This is a genomic window from Sphingobacterium sp. HSC-15S19 (assembly GCF_050433745.1).
Taxonomy (GTDB): Bacteria; Bacteroidota; Bacteroidia; order Sphingobacteriales; family Sphingobacteriaceae; genus Sphingobacterium; species Sphingobacterium siyangense.
Window position 1 is genome coordinate 25,071 of record NZ_JBNPWQ010000020.1, and the last position, 15,108, is coordinate 40,178.

The 15,108-nt window shown below is 41.0% G+C and carries 12 protein-coding genes; 9 read left to right on the forward strand and 3 right to left on the reverse strand.

Features of this window, described 5'->3' with window-relative positions; translation table 11 throughout:
• Positions 1-59: 59 nt before the first annotated feature.
• Complete coding sequence (locus L1283_RS16790; protein WP_088162858.1) at positions 60-2,573, reverse strand: phosphocholine-specific phospholipase C; 2,514 nt, start codon at positions 2,571-2,573, stop codon at positions 60-62.
• Positions 2,574-2,733: 160 nt separating this feature from the next.
• Between L1283_RS16790 and L1283_RS16795 the strand changes: the two genes are divergently transcribed.
• The 7 genes from L1283_RS16795 to L1283_RS16825 all read left to right on the forward strand — a co-directional run bounded on the left by L1283_RS16795 (position 2,734) and on the right by L1283_RS16825 (position 12,063).
• Entirely contained in the window at positions 2,734-3,420 is a 687-nt protein-coding gene (locus tag L1283_RS16795; RefSeq protein WP_198385985.1) for a response regulator transcription factor, read from the forward strand.
• Positions 3,417-4,796 (forward strand): HAMP domain-containing sensor histidine kinase, encoded by a 1,380-nt coding sequence (locus L1283_RS16800; RefSeq protein WP_088162859.1) that lies wholly within the window; start codon positions 3,417-3,419, stop codon positions 4,794-4,796. Before L1283_RS16795 ends, L1283_RS16800 begins: the two co-directional genes overlap by 4 nt.
• Positions 4,797-4,972: 176 nt before the next feature.
• Positions 4,973-6,307, forward strand: a complete 1,335-nt coding sequence (locus L1283_RS16805) for a TolC family protein (RefSeq protein ID WP_198385986.1) — start codon at positions 4,973-4,975, stop codon at positions 6,305-6,307.
• Positions 6,297-7,388, forward strand: coding sequence for an efflux RND transporter periplasmic adaptor subunit (locus tag L1283_RS16810; protein WP_088162860.1), 1,092 nt, complete (start codon positions 6,297-6,299; stop codon positions 7,386-7,388). The genes L1283_RS16805 and L1283_RS16810 overlap by 11 nt, the downstream gene beginning before the upstream one ends.
• Before the next feature lie 21 nt (positions 7,389-7,409).
• Entirely contained in the window at positions 7,410-10,517 is a 3,108-nt protein-coding gene (locus tag L1283_RS16815) for an efflux RND transporter permease subunit (RefSeq protein WP_088162861.1), read from the forward strand.
• 232 nt (positions 10,518-10,749) lie between these two features.
• Positions 10,750-11,583, forward strand: a complete 834-nt coding sequence (locus L1283_RS16820; RefSeq protein ID WP_088162862.1) for a sulfite exporter TauE/SafE family protein — start codon at positions 10,750-10,752, stop codon at positions 11,581-11,583.
• Positions 11,584-11,661: 78 nt separating this feature from the next.
• A complete protein-coding gene (locus L1283_RS16825; protein ID WP_088162863.1) occupies positions 11,662-12,063 on the forward strand; it encodes a DUF1634 domain-containing protein in 402 nt (133 codons plus the stop codon).
• Between the two features lie 7 nt (positions 12,064-12,070).
• Here the strand turns inward: L1283_RS16825 and L1283_RS16830 are convergent, their stop codons facing one another.
• Positions 12,071-12,610, reverse strand: coding sequence for a GNAT family N-acetyltransferase (locus L1283_RS16830; protein ID WP_088162864.1), 540 nt, complete (start codon positions 12,608-12,610; stop codon positions 12,071-12,073).
• 245 nt (positions 12,611-12,855) lie between these two features.
• On the opposite strand from L1283_RS16830, the gene L1283_RS16835 reads away from it, so the two are divergent.
• Together L1283_RS16835 and L1283_RS16840 are read left to right on the forward strand one after the other, a co-directional pair.
• Positions 12,856-13,443 (forward strand): Crp/Fnr family transcriptional regulator, encoded by a 588-nt coding sequence (locus L1283_RS16835; RefSeq protein WP_145328318.1) that lies wholly within the window; start codon positions 12,856-12,858, stop codon positions 13,441-13,443.
• Between the two features lie 102 nt (positions 13,444-13,545).
• Positions 13,546-14,139 carry a YceI family protein gene (locus L1283_RS16840; protein ID WP_088162866.1) on the forward strand — a complete coding sequence of 198 codons (594 nt, stop codon included), beginning with the start codon at positions 13,546-13,548 and terminating at the stop codon, positions 14,137-14,139.
• A 153-nt stretch (positions 14,140-14,292) separates the two neighbouring features.
• Here L1283_RS16840 and L1283_RS16845 read toward each other — a convergent pair whose 3' ends face one another.
• Positions 14,293-15,078 carry an SDR family oxidoreductase gene (locus L1283_RS16845; RefSeq protein WP_088162867.1) on the reverse strand — a complete coding sequence of 262 codons (786 nt, stop codon included), beginning with the start codon at positions 15,076-15,078 and terminating at the stop codon, positions 14,293-14,295.
• Positions 15,079-15,108 lie beyond the last annotated feature (30 nt).

Below are 15,108 nucleotides of genomic sequence, written 5' to 3' on the forward strand. Positions count from 1 at the left end.
CAACAGCAGGGAACCCATTCAATAAGAATTGACCGCCATCCTTGCTGAAACAGTACAGATTATGCTAATAATGGATCAGTTGTACACTCAACACCTGTTTCCAATCGCCCTGCGAGCTGAATGACGAAACTGCTGTCTCCCTTGATTCGTACAGCAATATCATACCAATTTCCTTGACTTTCAACATCCAGGATCAATGGAACTTCTTCGGCAGGAGCTATTTCTTTCGTTATGGCATATTTTCCATAGCTAAGGCTCTCGACAACTACCGTTACCCGCTGGTCACTCTTGTTCCTGAGTCTCAGCTGCAATTTCCCTGTCGCTGCCTGAGTTAGCGCTTTCAGTTCCGGAGAAACGGTAGCCTCTAGTGCTGCTGTTCCTTTTTGTCCAGAAAATTTTCGATAAAAACCATTTGGACCGTGCAATTCAAACGCATAGCGATCTCCTTCAAATCGTGCCAGGTCCCACTGATATGCCAAACGATCACCGGCCTTCACCGCAAAATTCCAATTACGGTAAGTTTCACTTTGCCCCTGTTCATCACGATATTCCAACGGACTATAAACGTTGAAGGCTGTACCTGCGGTCCTTTTTCCGAAAAACTTGCTGTCTACAGTCATCGTTAGATGAAACACGCCGTCTTTCACAAAGCCCACCGCATCATGCGCATAAGGCAATGGCAAAGATTTACGAATCCCCCGCTCCTGTATTCGGTCAAATCCCGGAATCCATCCGTTTTTAGTCGCGAGATCAGGATCTTTGACCTCAACAAAGCCTCGCGGATCATCTTTGAACTGCGCATTGTATATCGTTTCGATATACTGATTCCTATCAAGAAAAGGGAGTTGTTCCTTTTGCTGAGTAAAAGGTGTAAAAGCGGTTGTCAAATCACCACAGATTGTTCTACGCCATGCACTGATGTTTTCCAAATGCATATTCTTGTTCAGCTTTTTGTTAAAGAAAGATTCCAAAAATTGCAAAGTAGACGTATGATCAAATACCTGAGAGCAGACCTTACCACCTCGTGACCAAGGCGACGCAATATACATGGGAACACGAAAACCTAGGCCCACAGCCCCTTCGCGTGCCTGTTTTTTAGGAATCCCCTGTTTTAGCTCATTTTCTAAACGAACCATCTCCACCTCCGTATCGATCCCAGGAGAACATGCCCCTGTATCTTTCTTCTTTAAATCAGGTACAAGGAAAGGTTTAACATGATCATAGTAACCATCGTTTTCATCATAGGTAATGATAAAAATAGTTTTTTTCCAAACCTCAGGGTTCTTTGTTAAGATATCTAAAACTTCAGATACATACCAAGCTCCATACCAGGGCGCACTCGGGTGGTCCGAGAAATTCTGTGGGCCGGCCAACCAGGATACCTCAGGCAATTTACCAGTATCAACGTCTTTGCGAAATTGATAAAGAATATCGCCTTTTGGGACTTCCAGCGCAGCTTTTTTCCCCTGTGCCTTAAAATGTAACGTATCAAGCGACCTGTAATTGTTGTCCCCTTTGTTTACCGTAAACGCCCGCTCATTTAATGATTTCGTAAAATCACTTAGCTTTTTATAATTGTTTGGATTGAATTCCTTTAGTTCGGTCTCCGCTCGCTCAAGTGCCTCACTTTTTTTGCGAATATCAGCGCGTATCTTTTCGGCTTGTTCTTCGGAAGAAGGAGACTTCTCTTCCAACTTGGAAATCTGCATGGGCAAATCCCGAACCTGTGTTTCTAGGCTTTTGATATAGTTCTCCTTAAATTTAACTTGATAAGCCTGAAAAAACTCCAGCAGATTACACCCAAAATTGGATAGCCATGCCCTTTCCTGTCCGGAAAACCCGCCGCCACAGCTTGTCTCATTTTGATAAAAACGCCAGTTAATGCCATTCTTTTCAAGCAATTCCGGAAAAGTTTCCCAGGTCATTTTACCATAGCCAAAGTCATCATTCCGAATATTCGCTTTTTGCAGACCATCTTTCATCTCTGTAATCTTACCCGTCCAGAAAAAGGAACGGTTAGGCGTAGTGCTGGTCATACCCGAGCAAAAATTCTGATCACATACTGTAAAAGCATCCGCTAAGGCGTAATGAAAAGGCAAATCTTCGCGTGTAAAATACCCCAATGTTAAGGGCATAGCCGCATATTGTTTATTCCCTGATTGCTTCGATAACAGCCAATGATCGTAACGACCTTGGTTAAAGGCATCCACCTGGCTTGCACGACTATGTGGAAGAGAACCCATCCAGGTCACTTTACTTTCCTTCAGGTTTAATCGGAAAGGAGCATACGTTTTTCCCTCTTTATCCGTTTGATACCATACGGGTAAACCGTTCGGTAAACGTATCGAACGTGGATCATTGAAACCCCGAACTCCCGAAAGACTACCTAGCGTATGATCAAAGGATCGGTTCTCCTGCATCAGGATGACGATATGTTCGGCATCTAAAAAACTACTTCCTGGGTCAGGGTCTATGGCAAAGGCTTTCTGGATCGATGCGGGCATGAAGCTGGCAATACCTGCTGCTCCTGAAAATAGTAGGGTCTTTCGTAAGAATTCTCTTCTGGTTTCCATAACACTTATTTATAATTTCGATTTGAATCTACTTAGATTTCTTTTTGTTTCATATTTCTTCGTGTAAATCTTATGTTACCAAATTAAGTACGAAGAAAACATCTCTTTGATTGGATGACAAAAATTTGTTTATTTTTACGAAAAGACAACAGATATAAATATGGTGGACATTTTGCTGCTCGAAGACGACAAGGTACTCTCTAAAGAGATCCGATCTTTTCTATTAAGCCAGGGCTTTACCTGTGATCAAGCCTTTGATGGAATCGATTTTTTGGCCAAAACACACCAGAAGAAATATGGTTTTTATCTATTGGACATCAATGTCCCCAAAATCAATGGATTGGAAATCTGTAAAAAGATAAGAAGCCATGACGCCTTTACACCAATTATTATTCTCTCGGCATACGATGATATAGATGATAAAAAGGAGGCATTTCTACGGGCTGCTGATGACTATTTGGTTAAACCTTTCGTCTTAGATGAATTGCTGATGCGCATCTATTCCCTATTGCGTCGGCAACAACATAGCGAAAGCAATGAAACAAAAACACTGGTAGTCGATGATCTGATCATTTATCCTGATGAGGCCCGTGTATTACGTGCAAATGAAGAAATTAATCTTACTCAAAAGGAATTTCAGCTGCTGCTTATCTTAGCACAGGCAAAGGGCCGCCCCCTGTCCAAGCAACATATATCGGAGGAAGTATGGCAAAATCAATTTCAGACAACACAGAATACAATTGAAGTTTATATCAACTTTTTGCGTAAGAAGATTGATAAAAACTTTGAGAATAAACTGATCCATACAAGACCTGGCTTTGGTTATTACCTATCGGCAGAAAAATGAATTTAAAGAAGAAAATAGCGATTAGCTTTAGCATTGCATTCTCCGTCCTTTTCGGTATGGCGATGTTGATTATCTACTATGCTAGTTTCGATTTTCGGAAAGATCAATTTCGCCAGCGACTGATTGATAAATTGGACAATATTTCCCATTATATCGCCAGTAACCCCTATTTCAACCGCCAGTCTTACAAAAACTATTTTCACGATGACGAAGATGGCCTTTTCTATGAAGATGTTATCATCCTTGACAAAAACAAACAGCTCGTCTTCAGTACCGTAAAGGATCAGACCATTACCTGGAATGCTTCGATTGTCAATCGGCTAAATCAGGAAAAACAGATCTTCTACTATCAGGACCAATATGAAACACTGGCCAAATATTATCGCATCAACGGTTTACCTTATTATATTATCGTAAAAGCACAGGATTACTCCGGAAATGAAAAAATGGACCATCTAGCGCTCGTCCTAACGATATTATTTGTCCTGAGCGCTGTTCTGGTCTGGATATTTAGTTATAACCTCATCCAGCGCCTATTGATCCCACTCGATAAATTAAAAGATAATATTACGCAGATTAATGCTAGTAAACTTACCAAACCCGTCGAGTATACCGGTCATACCGATGAGATTGCTGTACTAACCCGAGCATTTAATACCATGCTGCTGCGACTTTCGGCTGCTTTCGAATCGCAGAAAGAATTTAATTCCAGCGCCTCCCACGAGCTGCGAACACCGCTTGCCCGAATGTCCTTTCAGCTGGAGAACCTTTATCATCAAAATCAGCTGAGTGAAGACGTAAAGCAGGTTTTACGTAACATATCCAAGGAAACCTTACATCTTTCGGAGGTAACCGATTCGCTGATGTTACTTTCAAAGTTCGACTCCGAGCGTTTGAAAATGACCTATAAGGAAGAGCGGATCGATGAAATTATCTTTATGGCCTATGAAAAAGTAGCCAAGGTATTCCCCGACCTGCAACTGGATTTTTCAATTGGTGGGATCGAAGATCCAAAACTTAGTATTTTCTGTTCCGCACAATTGATTGAAATTGCTTTTGTGAATTTATTTAAAAATGCCGCGCTCTACTCCGATACCAGGGAGGTAAAAGTGATGATTCTAGAATCAACCTTCGAACTCAAGGTACTTGTCAGCAATACTGGCCCGGCTTTAAGTACAATCGACCAAAAGCGGATTTTTGATGCGTTCAGCCGCGGTGAAAATGCAAATGAAACAACAGGATCAGGCTTAGGGCTACGTATCGTTCAGCGTATCATGCAATCGCATCAAGCAACAATAGCATATCAGGCAGATCTAAAACAATCTACGCATACTTTTGTATTATTATTTAAATTGTTTCCTAACCGCGAAGTATAGTTACCTGATTTAGACAGACTATGTCAAGTCTCTTAGCAACAAGAACATATATTTACTATACCCATTAATACCTATCCACCCATCTGACAAACATGCTTTTTTAAGCTTTTTTTAAGCATTTATTAAGGGGTCTTTAATCTTAGACCAGTTATTTTGTTACATAAGATTTGAAACATATGACAAAGACACCCCTTATATTTTTATTGCTTTTCAATAGCATGACTTTTGCTCAACAAAAACCACCACAAGCTGTTTATACGAGCATTCATGAAAGTACATTTGGGACTAAGCAAAGTGAGATCTTGGGACAACAGATGACCCTGCAGGAATGCGAAGAAGCCTTTATCAAAAGTAACCTCTCCTTGCTCGCGCAACAATATGACATCAGCCAAGCAGAGGCTGACGTTATACAGGCCAAAATATGGGATCTACCACAGTTGCAGCTGTCTGCCAATGCCTATGACCCACAGAACAAACAAACATTTCATATTGGTCAATCCAAGGAAGCAAGCGTATCCCAATTGATTTATCTCGGTGGAAAAAAGAAGAATGAAGTGGAATTTGCCAAATCAAATGTTGAACTTGCTAAGTTGCAGTTCAGTCAATTACTGGCGAGCCTTCGCGCGCAACTGCGTACAACCTTCTATTCTCTTTACTTTGAGCAACATAAGTTGGCAGATATTAAAATTCAGTTGGATTACCTAAATAATCTGCTTGCAGCTTATAAAGAGCAAGGAAAAAAGGGGAACGTTTCTTTGAAAGATCAAGTTCGTCTTCAAACAATGGCCATCGATCTCAACAACGAAAAAACGACAGCGATCAATAATAGCATCAATCTACAGCAGCAATTACGTGTGCTTATTTCCAGTCAGGAAGATGTATTACCGAAGTTAACAGATCGAGAAGCAGATCAGGAACTTGCCGTAAAACCAACAATGCCTTTGGACAAAATCTATCAATTGGCCTTGGAAAACAATGCCGATTATCAATTTGCCTTAAAGACTGCTGAAAGCTCACAGTTATTTACAAAATGGCAACAGTCTTTAAATACACCTGATATTAACCTTGGCCTTTCCTACAGCCAGAACGGGGGGGTATTCCACAATGAAGTCAATGTTACAGCCGCCATTCCGATCCCGTTGTGGAAACAAAATAAAGGAAATGTTATCAAAGCGAAATACGCCGAAGAAGAGGCAAAGAAAAATATTGAAGTCCAACGGCAGCTATTGGAGTCACAGATCCGTTCCAACTATCAGTCATGGGAAAATCAATATAATCAATATTTTACCATTACTTCAGACGACCTTCACAACATCGCTGTGGTCTATGATGGCATATTCAATAATTTTAAAAAAGGGAATATTTCTTTAGTTGAGTTCACTGATTTTATGGACAGCTATCGCATATCTATTCTTAAGTTATACGATATGAAAAAGGAAATTATTCTCAACGCCGAACAATTAAACTACCTGGCTCAAACTTCTCTATTCAATTCAACTCATGTCAACTAAAAAATTTCTTATAGCCACTGTGGCAATAGTGCTACTTTACTCTTGCCAAAATCATAAAGAAACAGATAATGCAACCATTGTCAAAGGTTTCGAAATTAGTGAGACGATGCTTAAATCGACAAGTTTTGCTACGGTAAAAAAAGAAAATGTGACCGAAGAACTCAACTTTTTTGGAAAGATATCGGCCGATCAAAACAATTACATCGATATTTTCCCACTCGTTGGAGGGAATGTTGTCTCCGTGAATGTTTCTTTGGGTGATTATGTCCATAAAGGTCAGGTATTGGCAACAATCAGAAGTACGGAAGTCGCTGGTATACAAAAGGATCTTTCGGATGCCAAAACCGATGTATTACTCGCCGAGAAAAACTACCGTGTAGCTGAAGATATGTATAACGGAAAATTGAGCACAGATAAAGACATGCTGGAGGCAAAAGGACAATTAACCAAAGCCAAAGAGCAGCTACGCCGTTCAGAGGCTGTCAGTCAGATTTACAATGTCCGTACAGGCAATATTTATTCGGTCGTATCTCCAATCGATGGTTACATCGTCCAAAAGAACATCAATAAGGACATGCAGTTGCGTAGTGACCGCAGCGACAACATCTTTGATGTGGCCAATACAAAAGATGTATGGGCAATTCTTAATGTCAACGAAACGGATATCGACAAGATTAGTATGGGTATGCCCGCTATGGTGTCTACCCTGAGCTACCCGGACAAAAAATTCCAGGGCAGTATCGATAAAATCTTTAAGATCATCGATCCGCAGACGAATTCAATGCAGGCACGGGTGGTGCTAGACAATAAGGATGGTTTACTTATTCCGGATAGTAAAGCGACCATTAAAGTATTGCATCGCTCCAATACGGAAGCACTCGCAGTTCCTTCTGATGCGGTTATTTTCGATCAAAACAAATATTTCGTATTAATCTATAAATCCCAAAATGATATTAAGATTCGCGAAATACTGCCGATCAAACAAAACGAAGGAACAACCTATATGGCTACGGGACTACAGGAAGGTGAAAAAGTTGTTGTCAACAATAAACTTTTGATCTATAGAGCACTGAATAATTAATCCGTCTTAGCATTTACACGAATGAACAAATTCATTAAAAATATCATTGCCTTTTCCATTAAAAATAAAGCATTTACCTTTATTTGGGTCGGTATTTTGGCTATTGCTGGTTTCATTAGCTTTAAAAGCATGCCTATTGAGGCATTTCCTGATGTAACCAATACACAAATAACCATCATTACCCAATGGAATGGAAGAAGTGCCGAGGAAGTCGAACGTTTTGTAACGACACCAATCGAACTAGGCATGAGTCCAGTTCAAAAGAGAACAAGTATACGGAGCACCACCATGTTTGGCCTCTCCATTGTTAAAATCATCTTTGATGATGGTGTTGACGACACTTTTGCCCGCAACCAGGTCAACAACCTCATGCGATCTGTAAGCTTGCCCGACAATGTCGACCCTGAAGTACAGCCCCCTTATGGCCCTACAGGAGAGATATTCCGTTATACATTACATAGCGATCAACGTAATTCACGCGACCTCCTTACTTTGCAGACCTGGGTCATTGACCGCGCTTTACGCGGTGTTCCAGGTGTAGCAGATATCAACGTTTTTGGCGGACAGGATTTGGTTTACGAAATCAGTACTGACCCTATCAAACTAGACAAATTTAATCTGACCCCTTTGCAGGTATTTGATGCTGTCAGCAAAAGTAACCTGAATGTCGGTGGAGATGTCATCGAAAAAAGTGGCCAGTCCTACGTCGTACGCGGTATTGGTTTGGTCAACTCAATCAATGATATCGAAAACATCACTGTAATCAACCAAAAAGGAAATCCTGTCTTTGTTAAAAATGTAGCCGAAGTAAGAGAAAGCGCGATGCCCCGCGTGGGCCAAGCCGGTTTTGGTAAAAATGATGATGTGGTAGCAGGAACCATCGTAATGCGGAAAGGCGAAAATCCAAGAGAGGTTTTAACTGCTGTAAAAGCGAAAATAGACGAGCTTAACAACAAAATCCTTCCCAAGGATGTCAAAATGCAAACCTTCTATGACCGTGACAATCTCATGGATTTCACGACCCATACCGTTATGCATAACTTAATTGAGGGTATTGTGCTCGTCACCTTAATGGTATTGCTTTTTATGGCAGATTGGCGCACTACGGTCATCGTTTCCATTATCATACCGCTCGCATTACTTTTTGCCTTTCTATGCCTTAAACTAGCAGGCATGAGTGCCAACTTGCTTTCTCTAGGCGCTGTAGACTTTGGTATTATCATCGACGGTGCAGTCGTCATGGTTGAAGGGATATTTGTCATGTTGGACCACCAAGCCCATAAGCTGGGCATGGAGAAATTCAACAAAATGGCCAAAGCAGGTTGGATCAAACAGACAGGAACAGGCTTGGGGAAAGCAATCTTTTTCTCCAAGCTGATTATCATCACCTCATTGATGCCCATATTCTCCTTCCAAAAAGTAGAAGGAAAAATGTTCTCTCCACTGGCCTTTACCCTGGGTTTTGCTTTACTGGGTGCATTACTGTTTACCTTGACACTCGTTCCCGCTTTATCGCATATTCTGCTCAATAAAAATGTGAAAGAAAGACACAATCCATTTGTTGAATTCTGGAATAGAATTGTCGCCAAGGGTTTTGGATTTACATTCCGAAACAAGCGTCTGAGTATGATCGTTGCGATTACTTTACTAGCTGCAGTCTTATTTTCTGCAAAATTTTTAGGAACAGAATTTTTACCGACATTAAATGAAGGGTCTCTTTGGGTTACTGCCGAGATGCCTATGAGCACTTCTTTACGTGAATCGGTTAAAACAACCAAACTGTTAAAGAGTACTTTGGAAACCTTTCCTGAAGTCACCGGCGTACTGTCGCAAACAGGACGGAGCAACGATGGTACCGACCCCAATGGCTTTGGCTTTGTTCAGTTTGCTGTGGCCCTAAAACCTAAAGAGGAATGGACCCGTAAAATCACCATGGATCAGCTGATCGAAGAGATGGACCATAAACTCAAACAATTTCAGGGTATTACCTATAACTATTCACAGCCTATTTCGGATAATGTTGCCGAAGCAGTTGCTGGTTTCAAAGCCGAAAACGGCATCAAGATCTTTGGCGATAACCTCGCAACCTTAGACCGCCTGGCGAAAGAAGTTTATGCACAGGTCAAAGGTATTCAAGGCATTAAAGAACCTGGTATTATTCTCAATATTGGTCAGCCCGAAGTGAGTGTGGTATTGGACCGGACCCGTATGGCAGCTTTCAACGTTCTACCGGCAGATGCACAGGCGGTACTCGAAATGGCCTTCGGCGGAAAGACCGCTTCCATTTTGTACGATGGTGAACGCAAATTTAACATTCGCCTACGCTATGCACCCGAATATCGGAAAACAGAAAAAGATATTGCACAGCTGATGGTTCCATGTGGTGATGGTACATTAATCCCTTTGAAAAGTATCGCGACCATTGAAAAAGATAATGGTGCTGCTTTTATCTATCGCGACAACATCAAACGCTATATCGGCATCAAATTTTCCATCCGCGACCGTGACTTAGGAAGCACCATTGCTGAAGCACAACAAAAAGTAAGTAAAATTAAGCTTCCGGAAGGATATTCCATTGGCTGGACTGGACAATTTGAAAATCAGCAGCGTGCTACACACCGTTTAGCACAGGTGGTACCAATCAGTTTGATCGTCATCTTCTTCCTATTGTTTATTCTATTCGGGAATATCAAGGATTCGCTGCTCGTATTGGCCAACGTTCCTTTTGCACTTATCGGTGGAATTATTGCCTTACACGTTACAGGTATGAATTTTGGAATTTCGGCTGGAGTAGGTATGATTGCATTATTCGGGATATGTATCCAGAATGGAGTTATCCTGATCTCGGAATTCCATCAGAACAAGAAGGAAGGTCTACCCAATGACCAATCAATTTATAAAGGTGTAAAATCGCGAACACGACCTGTGGTCATGACAGCTCTAATGGCTTCCATCGGATTATTGCCGGCTGCATTATCGACCGGTATAGGTTCGGAATCACAAAAACCTTTGGCGATCGTCATCATTGGCGGACTAATCTCAGCGACGATATTAACGTTGTTGGTATTTCCAATCATCTACGATATCTTCAACAGAAAAGAAAAGGTACAACAAACAATCGCTGAATAATGTTGTCCATATTTTATATACGATATACTTAGACCATTAAAAGGTCATCGATACTGCCCCACGCTGAGAAGCGGCAGGGCAGTATCATTTTTTTGATGATACTTTTGATGTAACATTTGTATCTATTCCGGCTTAAAAATTTCAAAAACAATAAAAAGCCCTTAAGTTTACAACAAATTACCTTCCATTAAGCGGAAGCTGCTTTTTGGATCACACAAACAAACAAATATTTATGACTATTCTCACCTTTACAATCATCCTTCTCCTGGGTGCTTTTGTAGCAGGACTCTTAGGATCTCTGACAGGCTTAGGCGGAGGGGTCGTTGTCATCCCTTTATTGACTCTGCTGTTTCATGTCGACATCCGTTATGCCATTGGAGCTGCCTTGCTGGCTTCCATAGCGACTTCATCCGGTGCAGCTACAGCCTACGTCAAGGAAGGCATCACCAACATCCGGCTCGGGATGTTTCTTGAAATTGCAACTACCATTGGAGCAGTGATCGGCGCTGTTATTGCCATTTATATGCCTACGAATACCATTGCAATCATCTTTGGTGTTGTACTTATCTTCTCTGCGGCTATGACGGTACGTAAGAAAAACGAACACGCACTTTCCGGCGGTTCGGTCCTGGCAGAAAAATTGAAGCTGAACAGTACCTATCCTGCTGATGGCAAATTAATTCCATACAAACTTACCAACATAGCCGGAGGCTTCTCTTTGATGGGGGTTGCAGGAATACTTTCTGGATTATTGGGCATTGGTTCCGGTTCCCTTAAAGTACTAGCAATGGACAGCATGATGAAAATTCCATTTAAAGTCAGTACCACAACAAGCAACTTTATGATCGGTGTCACCGCAGCGGCTTCTGCAGTGGTCTATTTACAAAGAGGCTATATGGATCCAGGTATTGCTTTTCCAGTTATCCTAGGCGTATTATGCGGCGCCATTACCGGATCCAAGCTCTTAAAACGCATGAATCCGAAGACTTTACGCATTATTTTCGCCGTCGCCATTACATTGGTGGCCTTGGAAATGATCTTCAACGGATTCCAGCATAAATTCTAAAAACGGTAGTTTACACGATTTAGAATTTTAGGTTTGTAACGTCCTTCCGCTAGACGATGAAGGACATAACTACTCAAAATGAAACAAGTATTTTCGAAACACTATTGGGGAGACAAGGACATCTCACTTTTGGTAGGGCAAATTTTACGTATTGGCGTTATACTCGCCTCCTCTATTCTTATCCTTGGCGGTATCTTCTACCTCATTGTTCATGGACAGGATACCGTACCGAATTACAGAGATTTTGTCGGTGAGGGGAATTCCAACACAACAATTACCGGAATTATTACCGGGGCCTTTAGCCGAAATATTCCACAGGTTATACAGTTAGGTGTACTTCTATTGATTTGCACCCCTATTGTACGCGTGATCGGCTCGTTATTTGGGTTTGTCATCGAGAAGGACAGGCTTTACATTATTATCACATTGATTGTATTAACAGTCATTATAGGCAGTATACTCAGCGGAATCAAGGGATAATAAGGCTTTATCTCTTGATTCGCCGCCAGGCCGATTTTTCCAGTGCGTATTCAAAATTTTTACGTTCAGGTTCGTTCACATAGCTGACCATCTTTTCAGCCACTTTAATTGCGCCCAAGCGCTCAACTGCTGTCTGAGAACGATAATTTTCAGCCCCCACATGCAGGTAAATTCGATCCACAAAATTGAAGGCAAAATCAAACATCATCTCTTTGACCAATGGATTGATGCCTGCACCCCAATATGCACGGGCATAAAACGTATACCCAACAAAAATCGATTTTTCCGCCTCATCAAGGCCATAATACCGCGTACTACCGATGCAGGCACCACTTTCCTTATCCAAGATCAGATAAGCAGACTTACTTGCTAAGGCGCCTTCAAAAAATTGGCGAAAAACATCTTCCTTCCAGCGGTCCTTATTGGGATGCTGTTCCCAGATCAAGGGATCTCTGGCAACTTGATATAGCGTATCAAAATCCGCTGGTTCTATGATTCGTAATACAACCTTATCGTTTTCCAGAGTATTGGGTGCAACAAACTTCATGAGATATATTTATAGTTTTAGCAATCAAATTATTTTAAATCCTACAGAAGATACCAATTATTGATGAAACTATTTGAATTACGGCAATATCCAGTCAAATATTACACCAAAATGTTGATTTCATCACTGTTTTGATCAAATTGAATAAAAGCAATAGCCAGCAACTGAATTATTTTAACTTAGGATTGACAGGAATCAAACAGCTTGTTAAATTAGCATTGCAAAATTTCGTATTTTACAGCCAAATGGAACAATTCAAGGAATTTGTAAAACAACGCATTGATGTCACTGAGGAAGAACTGAATGACATCGTTTCACGTTATCAGGTAAGGAAAATAAAGAAAAAAGAATACTTTCTCCGGGCCGGAGAGGTGTGCCACCATGAAGCATACGTGATCAGCGGTTTATTTAAATCATTCTATGTCACCGCGGATGGGATCGAACACATTCTACAGTTTGCAATTGAAGATTGGTGGATCGGCGATATTGCCAGCTTTAATTATCAGGAGCCAGCGCTTCAAAATATCCAAGCTTTGGAAAACGCTGTGGTACTTACACTGTCAAAAAAAAATAAAGACAAACTTTACGAAGATCATCCAATCTTTGAGAAACTCTCCAGGATAATGGCCCAACGTGCCCAAATAGCATCGCAGCACCGTATTATCTCGAGCATAGGTTTTACAGCACAAGAGCGGTATCTGGATTTCATCAAAAGGTATCCTAAAATCTATCCGCGGATCTCCAATATGCAATTAGCATCCTATCTTGGCGTCACGCAAGAGTTTTTAAGCCGTCTAAAAAGACAAATATTAAAGCCGAATCGAAATTCTTGACCTACATCAATTTTTTCGTTGTTAGTTTATCCCACCTTTGCAGAAGCTTGTTCAAACAAACATTTTGAACTTTTGAAGGTTAGATAAATAAAAAGAAAACACATGAATAAATTTTTCCAAATTTTGGCTGTAGCAGTATTAATGGTTAATGTTGCTGTAGCACAAGTAAAATGGTCTGCAGACCCTGCGCATACAAATGCAAGATTCGATGTAAAACACCTTGGAATCAGCTTTGTTGATGGTGAATTCACAAAGGTAGAAGGTACAGTTGAAACTGCAACAGGAACAGGCTTTAACAATGCTAAAGTTAATTTTTCTATCGACGTCAACAGCATCGATACACGTATAGCTGCCCGTGACAATCATTTGAAGACCGATGATTTCTTTGCTGCGGAAAAATTCCCTAAAATGACATTAAAGTCTATCAGTTTTAAAAATGCGAAAGTAAAAGGAAAATATATTATGATAGCAGATTTGACTATTCGTGATGTAACGAAAAAAGTAACTTTCGATGTGACTCAAAATGGCGGAATCATTACGGATCCTTGGGGAAAAACACGTGCTGGATTTACAGCTAAAACAAAAATTAACCGTCAGGATTTCGGCATGAAATACAATGATAAATTACCTTCAGGTGTAGAAGCGGTTGCTTCTGATGTCGACATCATTGTCAACACCGAATTGGTGTTGAACTAATTGAAAATAATAAATCACACTAACATTAAGGGGTGTCCAAACAGATTGGACACCCCTTTTTATGCAATTTTATACCGAGCTCTGGCTACAGCAATCAGCTATGGAATGCTCAAATCAAGGGCTTTGACCTGACGTAATTGAGCAACTCATTTTTTATAAGCCTTTTAACATCCCGCCGTCCAGAGGAATATTGGCTCCAGTCAGATAACTTGCATATTCGGAGCAAAGGAAAGCGACGAGATAACCGTATTCTTCAGGTTTACCCAGACGCTGCGCAGGAACCTGTTTCAACCGCAATTGTAGCGCTTCCTCGTAGGATATACCCATACGTTGAGCGTCAAGGTTGGTTAGCGACTGGATACGGTCCGTATCAAAAAGGCCTGTCAAGATGCTATTGACCGTCACCCCTTCTTTAGCGACATCCGTTGCCAGCGATTTACTCCAGCTAAGCAATGCTGTACGGATCGTATTAGACAACACTAAATTAGATACCGGTTCTTTCACAGTTGAAGAAGACACATTAATAATACGTCCGTATCGATTTGCCAACATATAAGGCAGCGCACATGAGGTCGTGTAACAGTGATTTTGAAATAAGAGTTCAAAAGCATGCTGGTAATCCGCCAGATTTTTTTGGTCTATGGTTCCTGCTTGAGGCCCATTCGAATTGTTGATTAAAATATCCACCTTATTCGACTCAAAATAATGTGTTATCTGCTTTTTGTATGCTTCGTGATCATTGTAGTCCACTACGATATATTGGTGCACCTGTCCTTTGGAGGTATCAAGACCTTCACATGTACGTTGTAGCTTTTCCTCCTGTCGGGAAGCCAATGTTACAGATACGCCACATGAGGCAAGCACTTGGGCAATACCTGCACCTATACCAGCAGAGCTCGCTCCGATCAGGGCTTTTTTCCCATTTAGATTGATTTCCATATCTTTTTATTTTTTATTTTATAGCGTGTA